At 38.2% G+C, this 25,222-nt stretch carries 19 protein-coding genes and 1 tRNA gene; 19 read left to right on the forward strand and 1 reads right to left on the reverse strand.

Annotated features, from left to right (window positions below; all coding sequences use genetic code 11):
• Positions 1 to 110: 110 nt before the first annotated feature.
• The 3 genes from HUS61_RS19045 to nagP all read left to right on the forward strand — a co-directional run bounded on the left by HUS61_RS19045 (position 111) and on the right by nagP (position 6,126).
• Positions 111 to 1,538 (forward strand): NAD-dependent succinate-semialdehyde dehydrogenase, encoded by a 1,428-nt coding sequence (locus tag HUS61_RS19045; protein WP_175083401.1) that lies wholly within the window; start codon positions 111 to 113, stop codon positions 1,536 to 1,538.
• A 252-nt stretch (positions 1,539 to 1,790) separates the two neighbouring features.
• A complete protein-coding gene (locus tag HUS61_RS19050) occupies positions 1,791 to 4,439 on the forward strand; it encodes a family 20 glycosylhydrolase (protein WP_175083402.1) in 2,649 nt (882 codons plus the stop codon).
• Between the two features lie 400 nt (positions 4,440 to 4,839).
• Complete coding sequence (gene nagP, locus HUS61_RS19055; RefSeq protein WP_095209730.1) at positions 4,840 to 6,126, forward strand: N-acetylglucosamine MFS transporter NagP; 1,287 nt, start codon at positions 4,840 to 4,842, stop codon at positions 6,124 to 6,126.
• Between the two features lie 648 nt (positions 6,127 to 6,774).
• On the opposite strand, the gene HUS61_RS19060 is transcribed toward nagP, so the two are convergent.
• Positions 6,775 to 6,850: transfer RNA gene (locus HUS61_RS19060), tRNA-His, on the reverse strand.
• A gap of 279 nt (positions 6,851 to 7,129) precedes the next feature.
• Here HUS61_RS19060 and HUS61_RS19065 point away from each other — a divergent pair.
• The 16 genes from HUS61_RS19065 (at position 7,130) to HUS61_RS19140 (ending at position 24,727) form a co-directional block, all read left to right on the forward strand.
• Positions 7,130 to 7,948, forward strand: a complete 819-nt coding sequence (locus HUS61_RS19065) for a mechanosensitive ion channel family protein (protein WP_054563554.1) — start codon at positions 7,130 to 7,132, stop codon at positions 7,946 to 7,948.
• A 37-nt stretch (positions 7,949 to 7,985) separates the two neighbouring features.
• Entirely contained in the window at positions 7,986 to 8,765 is a 780-nt protein-coding gene (locus HUS61_RS19070; protein ID WP_175079126.1) for a YdiY family protein, read from the forward strand.
• A gap of 126 nt (positions 8,766 to 8,891) precedes the next feature.
• Entirely contained in the window at positions 8,892 to 11,561 is a 2,670-nt protein-coding gene (locus HUS61_RS19075) for an SLBB domain-containing protein (RefSeq protein ID WP_175083432.1), read from the forward strand.
• A 9-nt stretch (positions 11,562 to 11,570) separates the two neighbouring features.
• Complete coding sequence (locus HUS61_RS19080) at positions 11,571 to 12,488, forward strand: Wzz/FepE/Etk N-terminal domain-containing protein (RefSeq protein ID WP_258536046.1); 918 nt, start codon at positions 11,571 to 11,573, stop codon at positions 12,486 to 12,488.
• Positions 12,488 to 13,561: a UDP-N-acetylglucosamine--undecaprenyl-phosphate N-acetylglucosaminephosphotransferase gene (gene wecA, locus HUS61_RS19085; RefSeq protein ID WP_175083404.1), complete on the forward strand. Its 1,074-nt coding sequence runs from the start codon at positions 12,488 to 12,490 to the stop codon at positions 13,559 to 13,561. Before HUS61_RS19080 ends, wecA begins: the two co-directional genes overlap by 1 nt.
• Positions 13,555 to 14,736 carry a UDP-N-acetylglucosamine 4,6-dehydratase gene (locus HUS61_RS19090; RefSeq protein WP_282658944.1) on the forward strand — a complete coding sequence of 394 codons (1,182 nt, stop codon included), beginning with the start codon at positions 13,555 to 13,557 and terminating at the stop codon, positions 14,734 to 14,736. The genes wecA and HUS61_RS19090 overlap by 7 nt, the downstream gene beginning before the upstream one ends.
• Positions 14,737 to 14,750: 14 nt before the next feature.
• Positions 14,751 to 15,905, forward strand: a complete 1,155-nt coding sequence (locus HUS61_RS19095) for a LegC family aminotransferase (protein ID WP_175083406.1) — start codon at positions 14,751 to 14,753, stop codon at positions 15,903 to 15,905.
• 3 nt (positions 15,906 to 15,908) lie between these two features.
• Complete coding sequence (gene neuC / locus HUS61_RS19100) at positions 15,909 to 17,057, forward strand: UDP-N-acetylglucosamine 2-epimerase (protein WP_175083407.1); 1,149 nt, start codon at positions 15,909 to 15,911, stop codon at positions 17,055 to 17,057.
• Between the two features lie 7 nt (positions 17,058 to 17,064).
• Positions 17,065 to 18,135 (forward strand): N-acetylneuraminate synthase, encoded by a 1,071-nt coding sequence (gene neuB / locus HUS61_RS19105; protein ID WP_175083408.1) that lies wholly within the window; start codon positions 17,065 to 17,067, stop codon positions 18,133 to 18,135.
• Positions 18,128 to 18,784, forward strand: a complete 657-nt coding sequence (locus HUS61_RS19110) for a NeuD/PglB/VioB family sugar acetyltransferase (protein WP_175083409.1) — start codon at positions 18,128 to 18,130, stop codon at positions 18,782 to 18,784. Before neuB ends, HUS61_RS19110 begins: the two co-directional genes overlap by 8 nt.
• Positions 18,774 to 19,829 carry a nucleotidyltransferase family protein gene (locus HUS61_RS19115; protein WP_175083410.1) on the forward strand — a complete coding sequence of 352 codons (1,056 nt, stop codon included), beginning with the start codon at positions 18,774 to 18,776 and terminating at the stop codon, positions 19,827 to 19,829. Before HUS61_RS19110 ends, HUS61_RS19115 begins: the two co-directional genes overlap by 11 nt.
• Positions 19,826 to 20,518, forward strand: a complete 693-nt coding sequence (locus HUS61_RS19120) for a cytidylyltransferase domain-containing protein (protein WP_175083411.1) — start codon at positions 19,826 to 19,828, stop codon at positions 20,516 to 20,518. Before HUS61_RS19115 ends, HUS61_RS19120 begins: the two co-directional genes overlap by 4 nt.
• Positions 20,519 to 20,521: 3 nt before the next feature.
• Positions 20,522 to 21,730 (forward strand): hypothetical protein, encoded by a 1,209-nt coding sequence (locus tag HUS61_RS19125; RefSeq protein ID WP_175083412.1) that lies wholly within the window; start codon positions 20,522 to 20,524, stop codon positions 21,728 to 21,730.
• On the forward strand, positions 21,717 to 22,952 hold the full coding sequence (locus tag HUS61_RS19130; protein WP_175083413.1) for a hypothetical protein: 1,236 nt from the start codon (positions 21,717 to 21,719) through the stop codon (positions 22,950 to 22,952). The genes HUS61_RS19125 and HUS61_RS19130 overlap by 14 nt, the downstream gene beginning before the upstream one ends.
• Positions 22,945 to 23,979, forward strand: a complete 1,035-nt coding sequence (locus tag HUS61_RS19135) for a glycosyltransferase family 52 (RefSeq protein ID WP_175083414.1) — start codon at positions 22,945 to 22,947, stop codon at positions 23,977 to 23,979. Before HUS61_RS19130 ends, HUS61_RS19135 begins: the two co-directional genes overlap by 8 nt.
• Complete coding sequence (locus HUS61_RS19140; protein WP_175083415.1) at positions 23,972 to 24,727, forward strand: WecB/TagA/CpsF family glycosyltransferase; 756 nt, start codon at positions 23,972 to 23,974, stop codon at positions 24,725 to 24,727. Before HUS61_RS19135 ends, HUS61_RS19140 begins: the two co-directional genes overlap by 8 nt.
• The last annotated feature ends 495 nt before the right edge of the window (positions 24,728 to 25,222 follow it).

Raw genomic sequence — 25,222 nt, forward strand, 5'->3', positions numbered from 1 at the left:
AGCTGATAGCTGATAGCTGATAGCTGATAGCTGATAGCTGATAGCTGATAGCTGATAGCTGATAGCTGATAGCTGATGGCTGATGGCTGATAGCTGATTTTGGAGGTTCTATGTCTGATTTGGTTTTTTCTGATTCGTTTATCGACGGTGACTTTTACTCTACGAGCCAGCGTTTTAGTGTAGATAACCCCGCAACCGCAGAGTCGATTACTCAGGTTTCTGATATTGATGAAGCTGGTGTTGAGCAGGCTTTAAAAAGTGCTGACGAGGCATTTAGCAAACTAAAGCAAACAACTGCAACCGAACGTAGTGAAACGCTGCGCCGATGGTATGAGTTGGTTATTGAGCACAAGCAACAGCTTGCTGAGTTAATGACTAAAGAGCAGGGTAAGCCTTTAAAAGAAGCCTTGGGCGAAGTGGAATACGGTGCAGGCTTTATTAAATGGTTTAGTGAAGAAGCAAAGCGTAGTTATGGCGACACAATTCCTGCTACCGACAGCAAGCATCGTTTAACAACGATAAAGCAACCAATTGGTGTAGTGGCTGGTATTACACCTTGGAATTTCCCGATTGCCATGATCACCCGTAAAGTGGCACCCGCTTATGCCGCGGGTTGTAGTTTTGTGATTAAACCTTCGGAGCATACGCCATTGTGCGCTATTGCCTTAGCCTATCTTGCTGATAAAGCCGGATTTGTAAAAGGTGCGCTGAACGTGGTGGTCTCTGAAAACGCAAAAATGGTGGGTGAGATCATGACCGAGTCGGAGCGTGTTCGTAAGTTCACATTCACTGGCTCAACCGGTGTAGGTAAGCAGTTACTATCGCAGTGTGCCTCAACAATTAAACAAACGTCAATGGAGCTCGGCGGCAATGCCCCGTTCATTATCTTTGATAATGCCGATTTAGATGAGGCTGTTGCTGGCCTTATGGGGGCTAAATTTAGAAACGCAGGACAAACCTGTGTTGCCGCTAACCGAATTTTTGTTCAGCGCTCAGTGCTTGAAACTGTGCTTGAGAAACTCACAGACAAAGTAGCTGAGTTAAAGGTAGGTAATGGTCTAGATGACGGGGTAGATATCGGCCCATTAATTTACCCTAAAGCAAAAGAGAAAGTTCAAACGCTTGTGCAAGATGCGGTTGATAAAGGGGCGTCGTTAATCGGTGACAACAGCGAGCTTGAAGGTAGCTTTCAAGCGCCATTAATTTTAACCGATGTGACCCCAGAGATGGATATCTATCATGATGAAGTGTTTGGCCCTGTAGTCAGCATAATCGCTTTTGATGATGAAGAAGAAGTACTTCAACTTGCGAACGACGTACCTTATGGTTTAGCTGCGTACTTTTATAGTGAAAACATCAAGCAAGTTTATCGCGTAAGCGAAGCACTTGAATACGGCATGATAGGTATTAACGAAGGTCTTATCTCAAACCCAGTAGCGCCATTTGGCGGCGTTAAACAGTCAGGCTTAGGCCGAGAAGGCGGCCACCAAGGGTTAGATGAGTATCTAGAAGAGAAGTATCTTTGTGTTAAGGTTTGAGCCGTCAGCCGTCAGCCGTCAGCCGTCAGCCGTCAGCCGTCAGCCGTCAGCCGTCAGACTGATAGCTGATAGCTGATAGCTGATAGCTGATAGCTGATAGCTGATAGCTGATAGCTAACTCCTCACCTTTATTTTTCATAAAATGATAGCGCTGTCATTTTAGTTTTTATATGATAGGAACGAATTATTAACAAAAATGAAAAATAGTACGCAGAAATACCGTACACTCAGGGCTTAAACGAGGAGAAAGTAATGGATTTTAAGAAGTCACTATTCGCGGTAATGCTAGCGACTGCGCCTTTAATGGCTAGTGCAGCATTAACTCAATCGCAAGTTGATCAGTTTGCGAAAGGTACCGAACTGCTGTTTTCGGTAGAAGATAACTTTCGTAATAAAGATGCGGGCTTTTTAGGAAAAATTACCCTCAACAATGGCTCTGATGTGGCGTTACCTGCAGGCGAGAGCGACTGGCAGCTTTATATTCACTCTGTTCGTAAAATCTCAACCGAGCATGTTGCTGGCCTAAACATTGAACACGTTAATGGTGACCTTCATCGCATCGTACCAACGAGCTCGTTTAAAGGTTTAGGTGCAGGTGAAAGTTTAGCGTTGCCGTTTGATGCGCAAGTATGGATTGTAGCTTACAGTGACTTTATGCCTCGGGCATTTTTTGTTTCAGGTAAGAATAAACCAGCCGTATTTGCCAACACTGACACTGAAGACTTTAAACAGTTTGTGACGCCATTTACCCGTGAAAATCAGTTACGCCGTTACAATGAGCCAAAAGATTTATCGGTTTTAGCAACGGCAAAAGTACGTTTCGAGCGTAATAGCGCTGATAAGTTGTCGGTTAGTAAAGAGGATGCTTTAAAGCGTATTATCCCTAAGCCTCGTAAAGTTGATTTTAACCGTGGCAGCGCAACGTTAAACAATAATTGGCAAATCAGTTATCAAGGTCAGCTTAAGCACGAAGTTATGGTGTTTATGCAAGACTTGCAAGATGACTATGGCATTAGCCTTAAAGCACAGCCTGATCATATCAATGTTGGCAAAGACAAAGTAATTCGCTTAAAAGTTGACCCTAAACTCAATAATGCAAAAGCAGAAAGCTACACCCTAGAGATTGATGATGAAGTGATCAATATCGTAGGTAGCGATAACGCAGGTGTGTTTTATGCGATGCAAAGCTTATTGAACCTCATTCCTGCAAATAGCCAAGGCAGTGCCAGCTTACCGCAGTTAGAAATTGAAGACTCACCGCGTTATGGTTGGCGTGGTATGCATTACGATAATGGTCGTAACTATCATGGCAAAGAGGCAATGTTCAAGCTGGTTGAGCAAATGGCTCGCTATAAAATGAATAAGCTACACTGGCACTTTTCAGAAGATGAAGGCTGGCGACTTGAGATCCCAGGCCTACCAGAGCTTACCGACGTTGGTGGCTATCGCTGCTTTGATTTAGAAGAGCGCGAGTGCTTATTAACTCAGCTTGGCACTGGACCGTTTAAATCAGGCTCAGGTAATGGTTATCTGAAACGTGATGAGTTTGTTGAGCTATTAAAGTTTGCGAAAGACCGCCACATTCAAATCATCCCAGAAGTTGAAGGGCCAGGCCATGCGCGTGCCTCAATCAAAGCGATGGAAGCGCGTTATCACAACATGTTAGAAGAAGCTGAGAAAGCCGCTAAAAACAACATAAAAACGCGCTCGGCAAACAAAGAAATTCAACACATAGATATGGGGCCAGCAACGCAATATTTGCTTACTGATCCAAAAGATACCTCTGTGTACATGACCGTACAAAACTACAAAGATAACTCAATGAATGTGTGTATGGACTCAACCTACGCATTTTTAGATAAAGTAACTTATGAACTTCAGCAGATGTATCGCGAAGCAGGTGTGCAGTTAAAGAACCTGCATATTGGTGGTGATGAAGTCGGTGCTGGTTCGTGGATAGGCTCGCCAATCTGTCAGGCGTTATTTGCTGATCCTAATAACGGTGTAGCTGGCCCGGCTGATTTAAAACCTTATTTCACACAACGTGTTGCAACCTTACTTGAAAAGCGCGGTATTTCTCCGGGGATTTGGGAAGATGGCATCATGTATGACCGTGAAAACTCGTTTAAACGTGATGAGTTCCCTAACAAAACCTTTACCGTTAATACTTGGGATAACATTTGGGAATGGGGTGTTGCCGATAGAGCATACCGCCTAGCAAATGCCGGTTATCAAGTGGTGTTATCACACGGTACGCATTTGTACTTTGACCACCCATACGAAGCAAGCCCTGAAGAGCGTGGTTATTACTGGGCCACTCGTTACACAGATACTAAAAAAGCCTTTAATTACATGCCTGATGACGTGTATGCCAATGCCGATTACACCCGCACTCGTGAGCCAATTGTTAATTTAGAAGCGTTGGTGGGTCGCCCATTACCTAAACTTGAAAAGCCAGAGAACATTCTGGGCATGCAAGGTCAGGTATGGTCAGAAACAATCCGTACTGAAGAGCAAGTATTAGCAATGATCTTCCCGCGTATTTTGTCTGTTGCAGAGCGCGCATGGCATAAAGCCGATTGGGAAGGCGAAAACGTCGATAGTAAAAAACAAGTAAAAGACTGGGCTGAGTTCTCAAGTGCTGTAGGCTTAAAAGAGCTTGATAAGTTAGCCAAAGATGGCATCAATCTGCATTTACCAGTACCAGGCGGTGTGATTGAAAATGGTAAGTTATTTACCAACAGTGCATTTGCTTATTTGAGCATTGAATACAGCCTAGACAACGGCCAAAGCTGGCAAACTTATGCCGAGCCTGTAAAAGTTGATAGTAATGCAAAAGTTGCGCTACGCACCCGTTTAAATGCAAAACAAACCAGTCGCGTGACCGTTGTTGGTGAGTAATGTTTCTGCGATAAATAAATATGATGCCTACAGCAAAGCGTAGGCGTCATTTTTGCTTGCGCGTTTGACTAAAATCTGGCGGCCTAAAAACTGCGCGCGAAATAAATTTCACGCCTACAATAACTCGCACCTCGCACCTCGCACCTCGCACCTCGTAGGCGTCACGCTTGCTTGGCGCGTCTTAAATTCAACACCGTTCGGCTCAAAACTGATAGCTGAAAGCTGACGGCTAATCCCAAAACTTCGCGCGAAATAAATTTCACGCCTACGGTATCTAAAAGAAATATGTCAGCGCTGTCATTTTTGTTGCGATAGTGTTATAAATATTTAATATCTCTTTTATATAATCATCTGAATCAGCAGCGCTGTAGAGTCGAACTGTGCTGTTATGGGAAATGTTATGTCTGAAATGAATAAACAAAGCAGTGTTGTGCCTATGGCGATTGTTGCCACGCTGTTTTTTATACTAGGTTTTGCTACATGGTTGAATGGTTCACTGATGCCATTTTTACAGCAAATTTTGCAGCTTTCACCGTTTCAGGCATCGCTGATTATTTTCTCGTTTTATATCGCCGTGACTTTTACGGCCCTACCTTCGGCGATGATCATCAGAAAGGTAGGTTATAAAAACGGTATGGCGCTGGGTATGGCAACCATGATGGTGGCAGGTTTACTGTTTATTCCTGCTGCAAAAACGCAAATTTTTGCACTGTTTTTATTCGCGCAGCTTGTTATGGGGGCTGGGCAAACGTTATTACAAACAGCGGTTAACCCATACGTAGTAAGAATTGGCCCCGAAGAATCAGCTGCGGCTCGCGTTAGTATTATGGGTATATTGAATAAAGGTGCGGGTGTTGTGGCACCGATTGTATTTACTGCTCTGATACTCAGCGATTTTAAAGGCTTTGTAGGTAAAGAGCTTAGCCAAACTGATATTGATGCCATGGCCAATGGCTTAATATTACCGTATTTAGGGATGGCTATTTTTATTGGTATACTCGGCTTTGCAGTTACTAAAATGCCATTACCAGAGTTAATTGATGACGACGTTGATGAACAAAAACCGGGGCAGGTAAAAGAAGCGCTGAGCCATCCGAGTCTTGCATTAGGAATTGTGGCACTTTTTGTTTATGTAGCTGTTGAAGTTATCGCTGGTGACACCATTGGTAGCTTTGCGTTGTCTTTAGGTGTTGAAAAATACAGTGTTATGACGTCATACACCATGGGTTGTATGGTGCTAGGTTACTTTTTAGGGATTTTACTTATCCCAAGAGTGTTATCGCAGCAAACAGCGCTGACAATTTCAGCGGTATTGGGTTGTGTGTTAACTCTAGCGATTGTTACAGGTAGCAATGAAACTGTATTTATATCAACATTATTTGGATTAAAATCGGTACTACCTGATACATTATTGCTCATTGCTGTGCTAGGCTTTGCTAATGCTATTGTATGGCCTGCAGTTTGGCCGTTAGCATTATCTGGTTTAGGTAAGCTAACTAGTGTAGGCTCTGGTTTGCTCGTTATGGGTATTGCCGGTGGAGCGTTTGGTCCATTATTTTGGGGCCTGGCAAGTGGCGGCGTAAAAAGCGCAGAAGCACAACAAATGGCTTATATTGTGATGTTGCCTTGTTATTTATTCATACTTTTCTATGCTGTTAAAGGCCACAAGATGAAAAGTTGGAAGTAATTATGAGTTTGAGGCTGGGTGAAAAGCGCACTGCCTTGAACTTTGAAAAGCATTTCTAGTAAATAGAAATAATCCCGTGTGTAATGCCACCGAAAGGTGGCATTTTTTTGTTTGGGGTTTGAAAAATTAGGCGCTAGGTATTAGGGGATAGGGTCTAGGCTTTCGCGTGAAATAAATTTCACGCCTACGATATGTCGCATCTCTCATCTCGTGGGAACGGCTTTAGCCGTGAATTATCCTTAAAGACTTCGGCACTAAAGTACCTCCTACATCGTAGGCGTCACGCTTGCTTGGCGCGCCTCAAACACGGCACTGCTGCTAACATTTCGCGCGAAATAAATTTCACGCCTACATTCCCCCGCATCTCGCATCTCGCATCTCGTGGGAACGTCTTTAGCCGTGAATTATCTTAGAGACTTCGGCACTAAAGTACTTCCTACATCGTAGGCGTCACGCTTGCTTGGCGCGTCTTACATTCAACACCTATCTGAAGGGGGAATGTATTGCGATCAAACAACACAGTTCGGCTCAAAACTGACAGCTGAAAGCTGACGGCTTTTTGAATTGAAAATAGGTGTTAAAGAAAAATCTTGAAATTCAAAATAAAAAATATTTAAGAAAATATAGGGATTTACAAAGGGGGAGAAGTGGGGCGACTGATGGGGCTTGAACCCACGACAACCGGAATCACAATCCGGGGCTCTACCAACTGAGCTACAGCCGCCACTGAGATACACCTCGTTTGGTGTGGCGCGCATATTACATAATTAAGGTTGGCTTGTGAAGCCCTAAATTGAAAAAAGTAGAAAAAACTTATTTGCCTCAGAAAATTCAGAAAACCACCACTGGTCAGCTCGCGTTCAGTTTCGCAGATTAGACTTGCGGCTTTTGTAATTGAGCAAATACTCATTTCGTAGTTTTATGCGTAATTTAATGATTTTTTAACCAAAGATCATATATAATTTGTACAGCGTGATGCTACAAATGAACTTCAGGAGAGAACATGGATACAATAATGAACTGGATCAACGAGAATTCAGGTTTAATCATACATTACGCCGTTCAGGCGGTTCTAGCGCTAATCATTTTCTTCATCGGTGGTCGCATCGCTAAATTCTGCGAAGGCTTAACTGAAAAAGCATTTGATAAAAAGAAAGTCGATAAAGCTGTAGGTTCATTTGTTGCTAGCATTGTCTATGCAATTGTATTTGCTGCAACAATCTTAATGGCACTATCTCAATTAGGTATTGAAACTACTTCATTCATTGCTATTTTAGGTGCGGCAGGTTTAGCAGTAGGTTTAGCACTTCAAGGTTCATTATCTAACTTTGCATCAGGTGTTTTAATCATCTTACTTCGCCCTTTCAAATCAGGTGACTATGTAGAAGCTGGCGGTAAAGCGGGTACGGTTAAGAAAATTGAAATCTTCTCTACAGAATTACGTACACCAGACAACAAAGTAATTATCATGCCTAACTCATCAATTATGGGCAGCCCAATTACAAACTTCTCTCGTGAATCAACTCGCCGTATCGATTTAGTTATCGGTGTTGGTTACGATGCAGATCTTAAAGAAGCAAAAGCAGTTCTTAAATCAGTTTTAGATAAAGAAGAGCGCTTACTAAAAGACCCTGCATACACAGTAGCAGTATCTGAGCTTGCAGATTCAAGCGTAAACTTTGTGGTTCGCCCTTGGGTTAACTCAGCTGATTACTGGCCAACGTATTTCGATTTAATGGAAAACATTAAGATCGCATTAGACGATGCCAACATCACAATCCCATTCCCGCAAATGGATGTTCATTTGCACAAAGAAGACTAATTAAGTCTAACGTACAAGTAGTAAAGGTTATTTTTTAATGAAATTAAAAGCATTATCAATTCTAGTTGCAGCAAGCGCTGCAACTAGCGCATTCGCAGCAGATGAAGCCAAAACTTGGGATGTAACCAGTGAATTAGGTGCTATCGTAACAAGCGGTAACACTGAAACAACCACACTTAAAGGTGGTATCAAGGTATTACATAACCTAGAAAACTGGAATAACGAGTACAAGTTAGACGGCATCTACAAAGAAGATGAGATCGAAAACGACCAAGGTGTAAAAGAAACACAGCGTACCAACGAAAAGTACTCAATTTCAGCGCAAGGTAACTATAAATTAAACGAAAAGCACTCACACTTATTCATCTACGGTTCGCACGTATCTGATTACTTTGGTGCATACCGTAACGAATCAGTTATCTCAGCGGGTTACGGTTTACGCTTAATCGACCGTTCTGACATGTGGCTAAATGCTGAAATCGGTCCAGGTTATAAGTATTTCCAATACCCTGATGACAGCACAGAAGTTGATGACAACGGTAATTCACTTGCAGGTGAGCGTGAGGGTGAAGCAATCGCCTTAGGTAAAGTTGATTACAACTGGCAAATTTCAGACAGCGCACGTTTTACTCAGTTAGTATCAGTTGAATATGGTGATACCAATACTAAAACACGTTCAGAGTCTGCAATCCTTGCTAAGATCAACGGCTCACTACAAATGAAAGTAGCTTACAACATCACTCACAACTCAGATGTTGCCGATGATAAAGAAAACACAGATACAGAAACGTCACTAACGCTAGTTTACAGTTTTTAACTAAATAAATCGTTTTGTTGACAATTTAATGACAAAAAGGGACGAAAGTCCCTTTTTTATTTCCCTGTATTTCAGGTAGAATAGACAATCTTTTTGACTGTAGAACTATGGATATCCCTACTTGTGATGTTATTTAAAAGACTCTTCATTACTTTTTTGCTGTTAACTTCCGCATCAGTATTGGCTTTTACTCCTACAGCCGCACAAATCGAACAATTTAAAAAGCTTCCTAGAGCGCAGCAAGAGGCACTAGCAAGGCAGTATGGTGTAGATTTATCGACGATTACAGGTAAGAAATCTTCAACCGAGCAAATTGAACAAGAATCAACAATACAACCTCGTTTAGAACAAGAAAAAGAACAATTAACAGATGAAGAGCGCTTTGCTCCGAAAGTTGATGAAGTAAAGCCTTTTGGTTATGACTTGTTTGCTGGTGAGCCAACATCATTTATGCCAAGTGAAAATGCGGCAGTTCCTGATACCTACTTAATTGGTCGTGGAGATACACTTAACATCAACTTTTACGGTAAAGAAAGCGAGAGCTATGAAGTTGTTGTTGACCGCGAAGGGCGTATCAGCATTCCAAACTTAAGTCCTGTTCAAGTGGCGGGTCTGACTTTTGCAGAAGTCAAAGAGTTAATCAAAGCAAAAGTTGAACAAGAAGTAATTGGTATTAAAGCATTTGTTTCAGTAGGTAAACTTCGTAGCATTCGTGTGCTAGTGCTTGGTGAAGCGTACAAACCGGGTAGTTATTCTGTTTCATCACTGACTACCGTATCGCATGCACTATTTGTTAGTGGTGGGGTATCTGATATTGCTTCACTACGTAATATTCAAGTTAAACGTGCGGGGAAGGTTGTTGCAAACTTTGACTTGTATGATCTATTAATCAACGGTGATAGCAGCAACGATATTATTTTAAAGCCTGGCGATGTGGTGTTTATCCCATCAGTTGGCTCACAAGTCGCTGTTGAAGGGTTGGTAAAGCGTCCTGCTATTTTTGAGCTAAAAAAAGGTGAAACAGCAGCACAGTTATTAAAAATGGCGGGTGGTTTAAAGCCGCAAGCTTACGCTAAAAAAGCAATTGTTGAACGCTTCAATAACAATAATATGAAAGAAGTATTATCAATTGACTTTAGCGGTAATCAAATTAATTATACCCCTCGTGATGGCGATCGTATTCGTTTTAATCCAGTAAGCTTCCAATATCAAAACAGCATTAGTTTAATTGGTGCTGTTGCACGTCCGGGTCATTATCAGTGGCATCAAGGTAAACACATCTCTGACGTTCTAACTTCAGTGCGTGGTGACTTGCTGCCTCAGGCTGACTTAGGGTACGGATTACTTGTTCGTGAAGTTAATGTAGCAGGCGATATTCAAGTTTTTCAATTTGATATAGCGCAAGCGATTGTTAAAGCTGCTGAGCATGATCTAGAGCTTAAAGCAAACGATAAGCTGTTTGTATTTAGCCGTTATCAAGAAAAGCAAGCTGAAGAAAGTGCTCTTGCGAATATGGCGCTTACCGAAGAGCAGCAACAGCAGCAATATAAAGTCAAGCAATGGCACGAATACCAGCAAAGAGAATTTGAAAAATATATTGGTGTCACAGGTACTATAGAAGATTTAAAGTTAAATGAAGACAGTGCTAAATCGATTGCTGATATTGCTAAGCACAATTTAAATAAAGATAAAGAGTTGCTTGACCCAAAAGATTACGCAGTTTTCAGTCGGTTTAATCTATTAAAGCCAATTATCTCTAAACTAAAGCAACAGGCTTCAGTCGCTTTGGCTATGCAACTTGTAGAAATAAATGGCCATGTAACTTACCCAGGTGTATATCCGCTTACAGTTAATGGCGAAGTAAATGATTTGATAGCCGCCGCAGGTGGTTTGCTTGAGTCTGCTTATACCGAGCAAGCTGAAATAACCCGTGTAATGGATGGTGATGCGTCAAAGGTTAAACATATAAAGTTTAATTTACAAGCCGCATTGTTGGGTAGTAATGGTGAAAATATCGCACTACGTAGTAAAGATAGTATTAACATTTTCTCTATTCCTAACTGGCAAGAAAACGTAAAAGTAGAGCTGAAAGGTGAAGTTAAATTCCCAGGGATCTATACAATTCGTCGTGGCGAAACATTAAGCAACTTACTAGAACGTGCTGGCGGTTTTTCTGAATTTGCCGCGCCAAATGCAGCTATTTTCACTCGCGAAGCAATTCGCAAACAAGAACAACAGCAATTAGCAAAACTTTCGGAAGATTTGCGTCGTGACATTGCATCGAAAAGCTTTGAGAATTCTGTAAGTAGTAACAGCCTTTCATATGATGAAATGAACAAGTTATTGAACGATCTCGCGAGTGTAGAAGCCGTTGGTCGTTTAGTCATTGATTTACCACTTATCGTTGAAGATAAGCAAAGGCTTGTTCTGCAAAATGGTGATGCGCTTTATGTACCAAGTAAGCGTGATTCAATTAGTGTAATAGGTGAAGTTAACTACGCAACCTCGCACTTATTTAAAAAAGGAATCACGGTTGATGACTATATTGATCTAAGTGGCGGCCTGAAGGAGCGTGCAGCAGATGAACGTATTTATATCATCAAAGCAAACGGCTCTGTTAAAATCCCAAGTACAGGTAGCTGGTTTGCAGTAAATGACGCAAACACGCTTGAAGCAGGTGACACCATTGTTGTACCAATGAATGCAGATTACATGGACAATCTCACTCTGTGGAGCACTGCAACACAGATCGTTTATCAGTTAGGTGTAGCTGTTGCTGCTATAAGTAGTATTTAAAGGTTTAAGATGAATAACAACCCATATGAGCTTACGGTCGGAGACTTTATAGCGAGTATCATGAAAGATAAGTGGTTAATCCTATTTCTGACTACGGCTTTTTCGATCGTATTCTTAGTTTTGGCTTTATATTTACCAAATAAATATAAGTCTGATATTTTGCTGATGCCAGTAACTGAGCAAGAAAGTAACCTAGCAGGGTTAAGTTCTCAACTCGGAGGGCTAGCTTCTATGGCTGGTATTAACCTTGGTGATCAATCGAATAAAACGGACTTAGCAATAGCAACCTTAAAAAGTCGCACATTTCTAATGGAGTTTATAGCGGATACTGATATCAAGGTTGAGCTTTTAGCTGTAAGAAAGTGGGACGTTGTTACTGGTGGTTATACATATGATGAAGATGTTTATGACCCAAATACCAAACAATGGATTCGGGATGTTTCGCCTCCAAAGCAAGCTGAACCTAGTCTGTTAGAAGCCTACGTATATTTTGTAGAGAATCTTTTAGAAGTAGAAGAAGATAAAGAAACAGGGTTTGTAAGAGTTACTATTAAACATATTTCATCTGTGTTTGCTGAAGAAATGGTTAAGAAGTTGATCCAACGTCTAGACAATAAGTTGCGTCAAGATGCTGAAATTGAAGCTGAAAAAAGTATTGAATATCTTCAGGGAGCAATTTTAAAAGCAAAAAATGCTGATTTAAAGTCGTTGTTGTATACATTAGTAGAGCAAGAGTTTCAGAAAAAAATGCTTACTAATGTTAGAGAAACTTATGCATTTAAAGTTATTGATAATGCGGTGGTTGCTGAAGATAAATACTCACCAAAAAGAGCTCTTCTATGTATTTTTGGCTTTATTTTAGGGGTGTGTTTTAGTTTATTTATTGTGTTTATTAAAGCTTTAAAAAGACCGAAGGAACAAGAGTAATGTACTATTCTATTTTTGTTTCTTTACTATCCACCTATGTAAGTATTCTTCTTTTGAATTCACTTTCTAATAAGCTAGGCTTAATTGATAGGCCATGTAGTCGTAAGTTACATCAAGGAGAAGTACCGCTAGTTGGTGGTATATCCATATTCTTTGGTATTGCTGCTGCTTTTATTATTTGTTCTGAGTTACAGCAAATAAGTATTTTATTTCTTATTTCTTCAGCAGTTATTGTCTTTATTGGGGTATTAGATGATAAGTACGATTTAAGTGTTCGCTCACGTATTATAGGGCAGCTTTTGGTTAGTTCTTTACTAATATTTGGATTGGGCGATTACATAAGTGATCTTGGGAACCTATTTTTGTTAGGTAATATCGATATTGGTAAGTTTGGAATCACTTTTACATTTATAGCTATATTAGCTGCGATAAATGCATACAACATGATCGATGGTATAGATGGGTTACTTGGTGGATTAGCTATTGTTTCTTTTACTGGAATTGCATTTTTAGGGATTAGCTCACATCATTTTTCTAGTTACTTGTCTGTCATTTTTATAACTGCATTAATTCCATTTTTTTTGGCAAATTTAGGCATATCACCTTTTAAAAAAGTGAAGATCTTTATGGGGGATGCTGGTTCTATGTTAATTGGGTTGGCTGTTATATGGGCCTTAGTTTATGGTTCACAAGTGACAGCAATTGGTGAACCAATATTTAGGCCTATATTTGCTCTTTATGTGGTAGCGATCCCTTTAATGGATATGATTGCAATTATGTTTAGAAGGCTCAGTAAGGGACAATCGCCTTTTAAACCAGACCGTGACCATATTCATCATATTTTCATGCGGTCGGGGTTTAGTTCCAAACAAGCGTTAGCGTTTATTGTTTCTTCGGCTTTATTGATATTATCAATAGGTATCTATGGTGAACTAAATCAAATAAAAGAACTATATCTATTATTAATAATTATAAGTTTGTTTGTTATTTATATTTTTGCAATTAAACATGCTTGGAAAGTAACTAAAATTTTTAAGGGCATTCTGAAGGGGATTAGACAGTGGAAATTTTAAACCTGATTGGTCGTAAAAAAGTGTTATTCAGTGAAGATGTAAAGAACGCTGAAGAAATCCTGAAAAAAGAAGTGTCAAGTTCACGTTTCCTTGTCCTAGGTGGAGCTGGTTCTATTGGACAAGCTGTCACAAAAGAAATCTTTAAGCGTAACCCTAAAAAATTACACGTAGTTGATATTAGCGAAAATAATATGGTTGAGCTAGTACGAGATATTCGTAGTTCGTTCGGTTATATTGATGGAGATTTTCAGACCTTTGCATTAGATATTGGCTCAATTGAATACGATGCCTTTATTGAGGCTGATGGCCAATATGATTTTGTTCTGAACTTATCTGCTTTAAAACATGTACGTAGTGAAAAAGATCCATACACACTGATGCGTATGATCGATGTGAACGTATTCAATACAGACAAGACTATTCAGCAGTCAATTGACAACGGCGTTAAGAAGTATTTTTGTGTATCAACTGATAAAGCAGCAAACCCTGTAAATATGATGGGCGCTTCAAAGCGTATTATGGAAATGTTTTTAATGCGCCGAAGTGAACAAATTGATATATCTACAGCGCGTTTTGCAAATGTTGCTTTTTCTGATGGTTCTTTACTACATGGCTTTAATCAACGTATCGAAAAAAAACAACCAATCGTTGCGCCAAGTGATATTAAACGCTATTTCGTGATCCCTCAAGAGTCAGGGGAGTTATGTTTAATGTCGTGTATCTTTGGTGATAATCGAGATATTTTCTTTCCAAAACTTAGTGAGTCATTACATTTAATCACGTTTGCTGAGATTGCTGAAAAGTACTTAGCTGAAAAAGGCTATGAAGCATATTTGTGTAAAAGTGAAGATGAGGCTCGCGAGCTAATTAAAACTCTACCAGCACAAGGTAAATGGCCTTGCTTATTCACGACAAGTGATACAACTGGAGAAAAAGATTTTGAAGAGTTTTTCACAGATAAAGAAACTCTCGATATGGAGCGTTTTGAAAACCTTGGCATTATTAAAAATATGCCAGAATATGATGCAGAATTATTAGCTTTATTTGAAGATACAATCAGCCAATTTAAACAACAAAAATCATGGTCAAAATCACAAATAGTTGACCTGTTTTTTAAAATGCTCCCAGATTTTGGTCATAAAGAAACTGGCAAATACTTAGATAGCAAAATGTAAATGAGCTTTTGATTATGACAAATAAACTAGTTTCATTTATAAAAGAACTTTATCAGACAGATGAGTTTATTCCGCTTCATGCACCAAGCTTTAATGGCAATGAACAGATCTATGTTTCAGAAACAATAAAAAGTACTTTTGTATCGAGTGTTGGTAAGTATGTTGATGATTTTGAAAGGCATATTGAAGCATATACTAAAAGTCCAAAAGCAGTAGCGACAGTTAATGGCACAGCGGCACTACACGCGGCTCTTTATATGGCAGGTGTTAGAGCAAATGATATTGTAATAACGCAAGCCCTAACATTTGTTGCAACATGTAATGCATTGCATCACATGGGGGCTGAACCAGCTTTTGTAGACGTGTCACCAGTAAGCTTAGGGTTGTGCCCCAAAGCATTAGCTGTTTTTTTAGATGAACACGCTACTTTAACCGAGCATGGCGCAGTACTTAAAATGACTAAGCAACGCATTAAAGCAATTGTACCCATGCATACCTTTGGTCATCCAGTTGAGCTAGATGAGCTTATGCTTATTTGCCATAATTGGGGAATTAGTTTGATTGAGGATGCTGCAGAAAGTTTAGGGTCTTTTTATAAGGGGCAGCATACAGGGACATTAGGTGACTTTGGCGCTATAAGCTTTAATGGTAACAAGATAATTACTACAGGCGGTGGCGGTATAGTGTTATGTAAAACGTTAGATTCAGGCGCACGTACCAAGCATGTAACGACAACGGCAAAAGTTCCACATCCTTACGAGTTTTATCATGATGAAGCAGGGTTTAATTACCGAATGCCTAATTTGAATGCCGCACTAGGGTGTGCTCAAATGGAAGTATTGTCTGAGTTTGTAAAGAATAAACGTAAGTTAGCACATTTATACAGTGATTTCTTTAGTGGTTCAGAGTTCAAGTTTGTGACTGAACCTGATTATGCGCATTCAAATTACTGGCTTAACGCGATTATCTGTCCAGCTCCTCAAGTGCGTGAAGCCTTATTAAAAGAAACGAATGAAAAAGGTGTAATGACAAGACCTATCTGGCAGCTAATGCATCGTTTACCAATGTATAAAAATGCCCTTAAAGGCGATCTTACATACTCAGAGTATATTGAAAGCCATTTAGTTAACATTCCAAGCTCACCTGTCAAAAGTTTAGCTGAGGTATAGCGTATGAAAGTTGCTGTATTTACAGGTACTCGTGCAGAGTATGGCTTGTTGTATTGGCTGTTAAAAGATATTCAAGACGACCCTGAGTTAGTTCTTCAATTATTAGTTTCGGGTATGCATTTATCTCCCGAGTTTGGCGAAACGTATCAACAAATAGAGCAAGATGGTTTTTTCATTGACGAAAAAATAGAAATATTGCTTTCTTCTGATAGCGCTGTTGGTACTGCGAAAAGCATGGGGCTAGGAGTTCTAGGCTTTGCAGATGCTTTAAATCGTTTGAAGCCAGATGTATTAGTAATACTAGGTGACCGATTCGAAGCGCTTGCTGCTGCTCAAACCGCGATGATTTTAAGAGTCCCTATCTTACATTTACACGGTGGTGAAATAACTGAAGGTGCATATGATGATGCAATACGACATGCTATTAGCAAGTTAAGTTATTTACATGGTACTTCAACTGAAGAGTATCGTCAGCGTGTAATTCAATTAGGAGAACAACCTGAACGAGTTAAAAATGTTGGTGCAATAGGGCTTGATCACTTAAAGCGTGCAGAGTTTATGGATGTTGCAGAAATTGCACGCTCATTAGACTTTCCACTAAACCAACCTTACTTTTTAGTAACATACCACCCAGTGACTCTTGCTGACGAAAAGCCCGAACAAAGCTTTAATGCCCTTCTCGATGCTTTAGATGAATTCAAAGATCATCAAGTTATTATAACTTACCCTAATGCAGATGATGGTGGGCGACGTATTATTCCTTTACTTGAGCAGTACGCAAAATCAAATCCACAACGTGTATGTGCTATTCCTTCACTTGGTCAAAAACGCTATTTAAGCACAGTAAAGAATGCGGCTGTAGTCATTGGTAACTCATCGAGTGGCATAATAGAAGTGCCATCATTTAATGTTCCTACAGTGAATGTTGGGGTTAGACAACAAGGCAGATTAGCTGCTAAAAGCGTTCTTAATTGTGACCCTAACAAACAGTCGATCATGGAGAGTATAAAATCGGCAATAAAACGAGAGTATAAAACGTCTAATGAGCATATACAGAACCCTTATGGTGCAGGGAATGCAAGTGGACAAGTAATCGCTATGCTCAAAAATATGCAGTTTGAACCAAGTAAATCTTTTTATGATTTAAAGTGAGAATTTTATGACTTTGATTATTGCTGAAGCTGGTGTAAACCACAATGGTAGCGACGAGCTGGCTTATGCATTAGTAGATGCAGCTTATCAAGCTGGAGCTGACATTGTTAAGTTTCAAACATTTAAAGCAAAAAATATTGTAACTGAAGAGGCTGAGCAGGCTGAATATCAAGTAACAAATAGCGGGCAAAAAGAATCGCAATTTTCAATGCTTAAGCGTTTAGAGTTAAGCTATGACACTCACCACAAGCTTGTGAAGTATTGTCATGATTTAGGAATCGAGTTTCTTTCTACAGCTTTCGATTCAGAAAGCTTAAACTTTTTAGTTAATGACCTTGGTATAACACGATTAAAACTGCCATCGGGCGAAATTACCAATGCCCCTCTAGTATTAGAGCATGCAAGAACGGATTGCGATTTAATCGTATCAACTGGGATGGCAACTCTTTCTGAAATTGAGCAGGTGCTATCAGTTATTGCATTTGGTTATTTAAATAAATCAGACTCCCCGACTGATGAGCTTTTACAAGCTGCTTACTTTAGTGACGAAGGTAAGCGTTTATTAAAGCAAAAAGTAACTTTGCTGCATTGTACAACAGAATATCCTGCTCCCTATAGTGATATAAACCTTAATGCAATGGATACCATGGCAGACAGTTTTAAACTTGCAGTGGGTTACTCAGATCATAGTGAAGGGATCACCGTGCCAATTGCAGCTGTAGCGAAAGGCGCTGTATTAATAGAAAAGCACTTCACGGTAGATAAAAGTCTGCCAGGACCTGATCATAAAGCTTCATTAGACCCTGCTGAACTAAAGGCCATGGTAGAGGGAATTCGCACAGTAGAGCAAGTGCTAGGTGATGGCATCAAAGGCCCAAGAGCATCAGAAGTAAAAAATAAAGCCGTTGCTCGTAAAAGCTTAGTCGCTGCAAAAGATATTGCAGTCGGTGAAGCCTTTAGCGAAAGTAACTTAGCAGTAAAAAGGCCAGGAAGTGGAATCAATCCAATACATTTTTGGCGTTATTTAGGCAGTCAAAGTAAGCAGAGTTATAAAGCAGGTGATTTAATAAATGAGTAAACCCTTAGGTTACTTAATTATTGGTGGCGGAGGACACGCAGCAGCTCTTGCCGAGATATTATTGAAACAAGGAAAAAAGCTTGTAGGCATAGTAGCACCAGAGATTATTGCAGGGCAGGTTGTTTTTAAAACAATCCCGCATTTTAAGAATGACGATGACGTTTTGAGATTTGATAAGCAAGAGGTCATGTTAGTAAATGGCATAGGTGCTATGCCTAGACAAAATTTAAGGGAAAGGCTTTACCATTATTACACACAGCAAGGCTATCAGTTTGCAACAGTTATTGCAGAGTCAGCACTGGTATCCGAATTTGCACTATTAGCTGATGGTGTACAAGTAATGAATAATGCAGTTATAAATATAGGCACTCGAATTGGCGAAAACAGTATTATAAATACGTCTTCAACGATTGATCATGATTGTACTATTGGTGGCCAGTGCCATATTGCTCCTGGTGTAACTATGAGTGGCCAAGTCACTGTTGAAAATAACGTACACATTGGAACTGGCGCTAATATTATAAATAATGTCGAGATAGGACAAAGTGCGATTATTTCTGTTGGCGCGAATGTGACTAAGCCGATTAGAAAAAGTTCTGTTGTTTTTGGAGCAAGAGCGGTAGTGAAAGGACAAAGTTATGACAGCTAATTGGCAAAAGGTGATTATTCCGCCAACAGCAAGTATTAGAGAAGCACTTGAAGTTATTGACAAAGAAGCATTACGTGTAGCTGTTGTTGTGCTTGGTTGCGATACGCTTGTTGGTGTTGTGACCGATGGTGATATTCGTCGCGGAATTTTAAAAGGCATAGAGCTATCAGCGCCAGTGAGTACAATAATGAATAAAGAGCCCACTAGCGCAAATGTTGCACTTAGCAGCTGTGAGCTTATGGCTATAATGCAAGATTGTAAAATCTTGTCATTACCTTTGGTCGATGATGAGGGTAAATTAGTTGGTCTAAAAACTCTATATGACACACTAGAAGTTGAGAAGCGTCAAAACCCAGTATTTATAATGGCTGGAGGGTTTGGTACTCGTCTAAGGCCACTAACTGATAACTGTCCAAAACCTATGTTAAAGGTTGGGGGTAAGCCAATGTTAGAGACGCTAATTAATAATTTCAAAAGCCACGGTTTTTATAAATTTTATATATCAACGCATTATTTGCCTGAAGTAATCGAAAATTATTTTGGTGATGGTAGCGCGCTGGGTATTGAGATTACATACGTCTATGAAAAAGAGCCTTTAGGTACAGGGGGAGCTTTATCGTTATTACCTAAGTCTTTACCTAAAGAGCCTTTAATTATGATTAATGGTGATATATTAACGAATGTAGATTTTGGCAAAGTACTTGATTTTCATGTCAAACAACTAAGTGATGCGACAATGTGTGTGCGAGACTATGAAATAAAAGTTCCGTTTGGTGTCATTGAAGGTGAAGGGCATGAGATCACCGATATAGTTGAGAAGCCTACCTATAGGTATTTCGTCAATGCCGGGATATATGTCATCTCAAATAATATTATAAAGTCTCTTCCAAGTAATGAGCATTTAGATATGCCAACACTTTTTGAGCAAAAGCAGCGTTTAGGTCATAAAGTGCTCAAATTTCCAATCCATGAGTATTGGCTTGATGTTGGCCGCCATGATGACTTTAACAAAGCACAAACAGACATTCATGAGCTAGGCATATGAGACCAAAAGTATTAGCAGTTGTACCTGCAAGAGCGGGCAGTAAAAGGTTGCCACAAAAGAATATAAAGTTATTAAATGGCAAACCTTTAATAGCTTATACGTTCGATGAAATTCAAAAGTCAAAATATATTACGACAACTGTAGCAACTTCAGATTGCTCTAAAGTAATACAAATTAGTGAGCAATATGCGAATACATACTCACTTCTGCGGCCAGAAGAATTAGCGTCAGATACAGCATCTTCAGTAGATGTATTGCTGCATGCTGTTGAATACGCGGAGCAGTTTGGTAGTTTTGATATTATATGCTTATTACAGCCAACATCACCTCTAAGAACGGCATCAGATATTGATAATGCCATTGAGCTTTATATAGATAAAAAAGCGAAAGGTGTTGTGTCTATGACTCAATGTGAGCATTCACCTTTATGGTCAACACCATTAGGGAATAAGAGTGACTTTAAAAATTTTATAAGTCAGCTGCAAAATACGCGCTCACAAGATTTACCAAACTATTATCAACTGAATGGTGCAATTTACTTAGTAGATAAACATACTCTATTTAGTCAAAGAAAGTTATTTCTAGAGCAAGATTATTACCCTTACATCATGCCAGCAGAAAATTCAGTAGATATTGATACACAGGTTGATTTTATAGTTGCAGATACTTTATTAAAAAATAAATGTTAGTATATGAACAAACCTCATCCTCTAATTGATAGTATTTTAAATAAAAAGTTAAACATATTAAACCTATTTTATTTGGCTTTGATGTCTGTATTGTTTGGTTTTGATGCTTTTCTCAAGTTAGTAAAGCCAAGTTATAAAGAAACGGGGAGTTTTAATTTTATAATCGGTTTTGTCATATTGGGTTTGCATGCCTTTTTTTATTTTATATACCACTATAGGTTTAAATCAAATAGAATAAAAAAAGAAGAAGTTTGGAGTGTATTTATAGGGTTTTTGCTTCTGACTATTCTTTTAGGAAATAGTTTGGGGTATATTGAATTAGGTAAAGTGATTAGAGATGTTTTCTATACATTTTTCTTTATCATATTGTTCTATTTTATTTTGTATTTTAAAGAAAGTCATAATAATAGTTTTACTAGTGTTTTAAAGCTGTCATTCTTTATCTACTTTATTGTATTTAACATAATAGGGTTGGTTCTTGGTAATTTTGATCATGAAGGCCGCTTTACTGGCATGCAAATGGCCGCTTCTATTTATGGGGGCTGTGTCTGTTTGTTTTTAATAATATTATTAGAAAGTGACTTAAGTAAGTTTTTTAAATACTTTTATTTTTTAGTTGGTTTTCCTTTTTTATTGTTGTCGGGGACTCGGGGAGCTGTTTTATCTCTGATTGTTTATTTTTCCTTTTCCTTTTATCGTAAATTTGCAAAAAACAAGCTTTTACAGTTTGTTATAATTTCTATCTTACTTACTATTGTAGGCTTAATAATTATTAAGTTAGATGAAATTTTGGCTGCTATGTCTGCACTGTCCTCAATTAGATTTGCTTCAACAGAGGATCTTGAAGGGGGATCGCTTGGTACGCGTCTAACTTGGTATTTAATGATTTTTTCAGATTTATACAACGATTCTTTTATAGGTGGTTTTGGTGCAGGCGCCGCAGAAAAGTTAACCGGTCATATAACACACTTTGATTTGTTGCGCTTTTGGTATGATTACAGCTTAGGCTTTATCTTAGTTCAACTACTTCTATTTTTCTATATGATAAAATCAACTAATAAGAATTCATTATTAATCTTTTTATACTTTTTTGTGCAGTATGTTCTCTTTTCATTGCATAACATCTTTCAGGCACCAACCATGTTGTTTTTATTTGCATTATCATTAGTTGTTTTAACTTCAAAAACTGAACAAGTCTATGGAAAAGTTTAAAGGGCCGATTGCACTTGCGTTAAGCGAAGGGGTGACAAAGCTAATTGGTTTAATACTACTCCCTTTGATTACAGCTTCTTTATCTTTAGAGGAGTTTGGCGTGTATGCACTATTTCTAGTTAATTATATTTTTTTTATGGCTTTGTATGTAGCAATCCTTAATAATTTTGTTTTAGTGCGATACTTTAATAGAGGAGGTAGAGTTGTCTTTGAAAGTCGAGGGGCTATTTTTTTTAATATTTTATTTTTTCTTTTTCTGTCATTAATATTTTTGCCTTTTTCTATCTTTTTTAATCTTTGGAATTATTTTTTAATTTTCATAATATCAAGTTTTTCATGTTTGATCTCTCAGCCAGCTCAAATTTATTTAACGATCAAGCAATGTAGACAGGAATACTCTAGCTACGCTAAATTTAGCTTGGTTTACATAGTTTGTTATGCAGCCCTAGCGGTGTTTGCATTTATTGTTGGCTTATCTAACTGGTATGAGTTTGCCCTTTTGATTTTTCTTAGTCATGCGATTCAAACTACCTTTTTATTTTTTTACGAAAAAAGGGTTGTGAGGGCTATTATAATTTCACGAAATCGCTCTTTGAGTGAATACGTAAAGCATTTTAGAGGATTACTAGCAAACTCAATCTTCGGCTGGGCAAGGGTTAATGTCGATAAGTACTTTGTTTTAAGTATTATAGGAAACGCAGCGTTAGCTACATACTCGCTTGGTTTCCAATTAGGTGCTGTTATTGGGTTGTTAAATACGATACTTATTAAAATTTTAAATCCAATTTTGTTTTCATCCTTTAAAAGCCAACAAACTCAAAAAGCAAAAAAAGTCACCCTGTTAATGTTAATTGCTTTTATCCTAATTACACTTATATATATTGCTTTGGTTCCCTATGTTGTTGAATGGTTCTTTAATGATGACTACATAGACTCTGTTTATATTGCCCAGTTAGTTAGCGTTGGATATTTATTGCAAGTTTTGGTGTCTATTTTTGGTGCTGTACTGTTCTACGAAAGAAGAAATTACTTAATTTCTGCGCTATCAATTTTCTCTTTCTTAGTACTTCTCCTGTCATTATTAAGTATTTTTAAGCTAGGGCTGTTTAATGCTAACAACGTAGCTCTTTGTTTTGTGTTTTCTTGGTTGGTTCATTTCTTGCTAACTAGTTACTTCGCATTAAAAGAGCCCCTTTTTAAAGGTTTTATATCAAATGGCTAAGCATGTATTCATCGTTAACACGCCGCTTCATTTAGTGATTACGCAATCCATTATAAAAGCAGAAAAATTAGTGGATTGCGTTTTGATAGGCTTTGAATCTGAAAGGTTAAAAAGCTCACCTTTGTTAGAAGTTGAACTTTGGAGTGATGTATATGAATTGCCAAAGTTAAACAAAAAGTTGCCTTTTAAATACAAAAAGCAACTTTCTTGTTTAAAGGCATTGCAAAATACAGTTGTTTTTTGGGGAAATGACTATCAAGTTGAAAATCAGGTCATCGTTAAATTAATTAATCCACAAAAAATATTTTTATTTGATGATGGGATAGCAAGTTATATTGATAATATAAGAGAAGTCAGTAAGCTTAAGCGCTTTGCTATGCAAGTTTTCTCAACTTTTTTTTTAGCAGGGGCACTAAAAAACTACTCAGGAATAGGTTGCTACACACATCACGCCAGATATTGTTTAAACGAAAAATTATCGAACACAAGTAACAATAAAGAGTTTAGAAATATAAGCTTAGGCTTCCCTAAAAGCGTTATTAATCAAGTAAAGGAAGAGCTTAATAAACAAAATTTTGCTGGGCCAGTAGGTATATTGTTGACACAGCCAATAACTGAGTATAGTGCTATGTCCTTAACTAAGGAGGATAGTCACTTGATTAAGCTTGCTAATCATGCAGATAAATTACGATTGAAGACACTGTTAATAAAACCCCATCCGGGAGAGTCGGAGCTGAGAAAGTCAGAGCGGTTATCTTTGATAAAAAATAACACAAAAGCAACGGTTGTTGAATTTAATAGTATGGGTGAATGGCCAATAGAACTTCTTGCTGATCAATCAATAAGTACACCTTTTAAAAACGTATTATCTGTGTACAGCACAGCATTGATAACTTTAAAAGTTTTGCGAGAAAACTTAAACTGTACTAGTTCATTAACATTGTCAGATACTCATGATAATGAGCCCCTTGCACAGCTTTACACGATATTTAAAAAAATAGATATTCAAGAGGTTAGCAGTGACTAAATCAGTCAATTTGTTAGATTTAAAAATAAAATCTAAGTACCAGCTCAATGAGCTATTAAGTAAGGGTCAGGGCAATGAGTTTATATTGACGACATTTGTAAATCCTTTCTCTTATAATGTTTTGTTAGCAAAACCTGAACTAGTGGGTAAAATGGATGTAATTTTATCGGATGGCTCTTTGCATAAAACATTACATAATTTATTTAACCCGAATAAAGTCGATAGAACTAGCTTTGACTTCTCTTCTCTTGCAGGTGATGTTTTTTCAAATGCTGAGGAAAATAATTCAAAAGTAGTGCTGATTGGTGCAAAGCCTGGCTTGGTCGACATAGCTAAGTCTAATTTTAAAGAAATGTACCCTAGTTTAAATATTGTACTTACTCACCATGGTTACTTTAAAGATGAAGCAGAACAAGAAGCAATAATAAAATTGGCAGACAGTTGTGACCCCGACATCGTAATTGTTGGAATGGGAACTCCTCATCAAGAGTACTTTTTAGTGAAATATAGCCAAATTGCAAGTAACTATTGTCAATTATATACATGTGGGGGATTCATTGAACAATCTGCTATTAAAGCGGATTATTACCATCCGCTTATAAAAAAGCTTGGTTTAAGGTGGTTGCAACGTGCGGTAATGCATAGTCATGTAAGGCAGCGCCTAATAAAAGATTATCCTCGCTTTGTAATAAAGTATATCGCAGCACATTTGAGAAATAGATTGATAAGTAAGGCGCCTAAAAAATGATCCTACTAAGTATAAACTTACAACAATTAGGCTACTAGATTTTTTGACAAGTATCATTTAATTGGTCTTTAGATGGCAAAGTCTTATTTTGTGATCTTCTTCAAGAAGAGATTCATAGTTTAATGAGCGAAGTCACTTATCTTAGATTAAAAAGTTTAAAGTATCCTTGCTATATATGCGTTGGCTTATAGAAAATATTGCAAGTTAAATATATTGTCAATGATTGGCTGAACGTTGATTTATTAGTTTGAGTGACGGTTTAGACGAATAAGAAAGTATCCTAACTGATGCAAAAAAGTTATTTCTGTTCTTCATTATTATTTGCACATAAGTTATTTTTGCGTACTTTATTTAGGCATGTTGAGGTGTGCTTCGAATTTTGAACAACTAACATGAGTGGTACGTTTAGGCTATTATCTTTGTGAATACTACCCCCCTAAGTTATGCTTGTTACTATTTACTTAAAGTTATTAGGTAATGACTAGCTAACTGGAC

Origin of the sequence: Pseudoalteromonas sp. 0802 (assembly GCF_013350085.1) — a bacterium.
In the GTDB taxonomy this organism is placed as follows: domain Bacteria; phylum Pseudomonadota; class Gammaproteobacteria; order Enterobacterales; family Alteromonadaceae; genus Pseudoalteromonas.

Excerpts from the sequence above, each read along its gene's own strand:
- HUS61_RS19045 (WP_175083401.1), top strand. The coding sequence starts at position 111 with ATGTCTGATTTGGTTTTTTCTGATTCGTTTATCGACGGTGACTTTTAC.
- HUS61_RS19050 (WP_175083402.1), top strand. The coding sequence starts at position 1,791 with ATGGATTTTAAGAAGTCACTATTCGCGGTAATGCTAGCGACTGCGCCT.
- nagP (WP_095209730.1), top strand. The coding sequence starts at position 4,840 with ATGTCTGAAATGAATAAACAAAGCAGTGTTGTGCCTATGGCGATTGTT.
- HUS61_RS19065 (WP_054563554.1), top strand. The coding sequence starts at position 7,130 with ATGGATACAATAATGAACTGGATCAACGAGAATTCAGGTTTAATCATA.
- HUS61_RS19070 (WP_175079126.1), top strand. The coding sequence starts at position 7,986 with ATGAAATTAAAAGCATTATCAATTCTAGTTGCAGCAAGCGCTGCAACT.
- HUS61_RS19075 (WP_175083432.1), top strand. The coding sequence starts at position 8,892 with ATGTTATTTAAAAGACTCTTCATTACTTTTTTGCTGTTAACTTCCGCA.
- HUS61_RS19080 (WP_258536046.1), top strand. The coding sequence starts at position 11,571 with ATGAATAACAACCCATATGAGCTTACGGTCGGAGACTTTATAGCGAGT.
- wecA (WP_175083404.1), top strand. The coding sequence starts at position 12,488 with ATGTACTATTCTATTTTTGTTTCTTTACTATCCACCTATGTAAGTATT.
- HUS61_RS19095 (WP_175083406.1), top strand. The coding sequence starts at position 14,751 with ATGACAAATAAACTAGTTTCATTTATAAAAGAACTTTATCAGACAGAT.
- neuC (WP_175083407.1), top strand. The coding sequence starts at position 15,909 with ATGAAAGTTGCTGTATTTACAGGTACTCGTGCAGAGTATGGCTTGTTG.
- neuB (WP_175083408.1), top strand. The coding sequence starts at position 17,065 with ATGACTTTGATTATTGCTGAAGCTGGTGTAAACCACAATGGTAGCGAC.
- HUS61_RS19110 (WP_175083409.1), top strand. The coding sequence starts at position 18,128 with ATGAGTAAACCCTTAGGTTACTTAATTATTGGTGGCGGAGGACACGCA.
- HUS61_RS19115 (WP_175083410.1), top strand. The coding sequence starts at position 18,774 with ATGACAGCTAATTGGCAAAAGGTGATTATTCCGCCAACAGCAAGTATT.
- HUS61_RS19120 (WP_175083411.1), top strand. The coding sequence starts at position 19,826 with ATGAGACCAAAAGTATTAGCAGTTGTACCTGCAAGAGCGGGCAGTAAA.
- HUS61_RS19125 (WP_175083412.1), top strand. The coding sequence starts at position 20,522 with ATGAACAAACCTCATCCTCTAATTGATAGTATTTTAAATAAAAAGTTA.
- HUS61_RS19130 (WP_175083413.1), top strand. The coding sequence starts at position 21,717 with ATGGAAAAGTTTAAAGGGCCGATTGCACTTGCGTTAAGCGAAGGGGTG.
- HUS61_RS19135 (WP_175083414.1), top strand. The coding sequence starts at position 22,945 with ATGGCTAAGCATGTATTCATCGTTAACACGCCGCTTCATTTAGTGATT.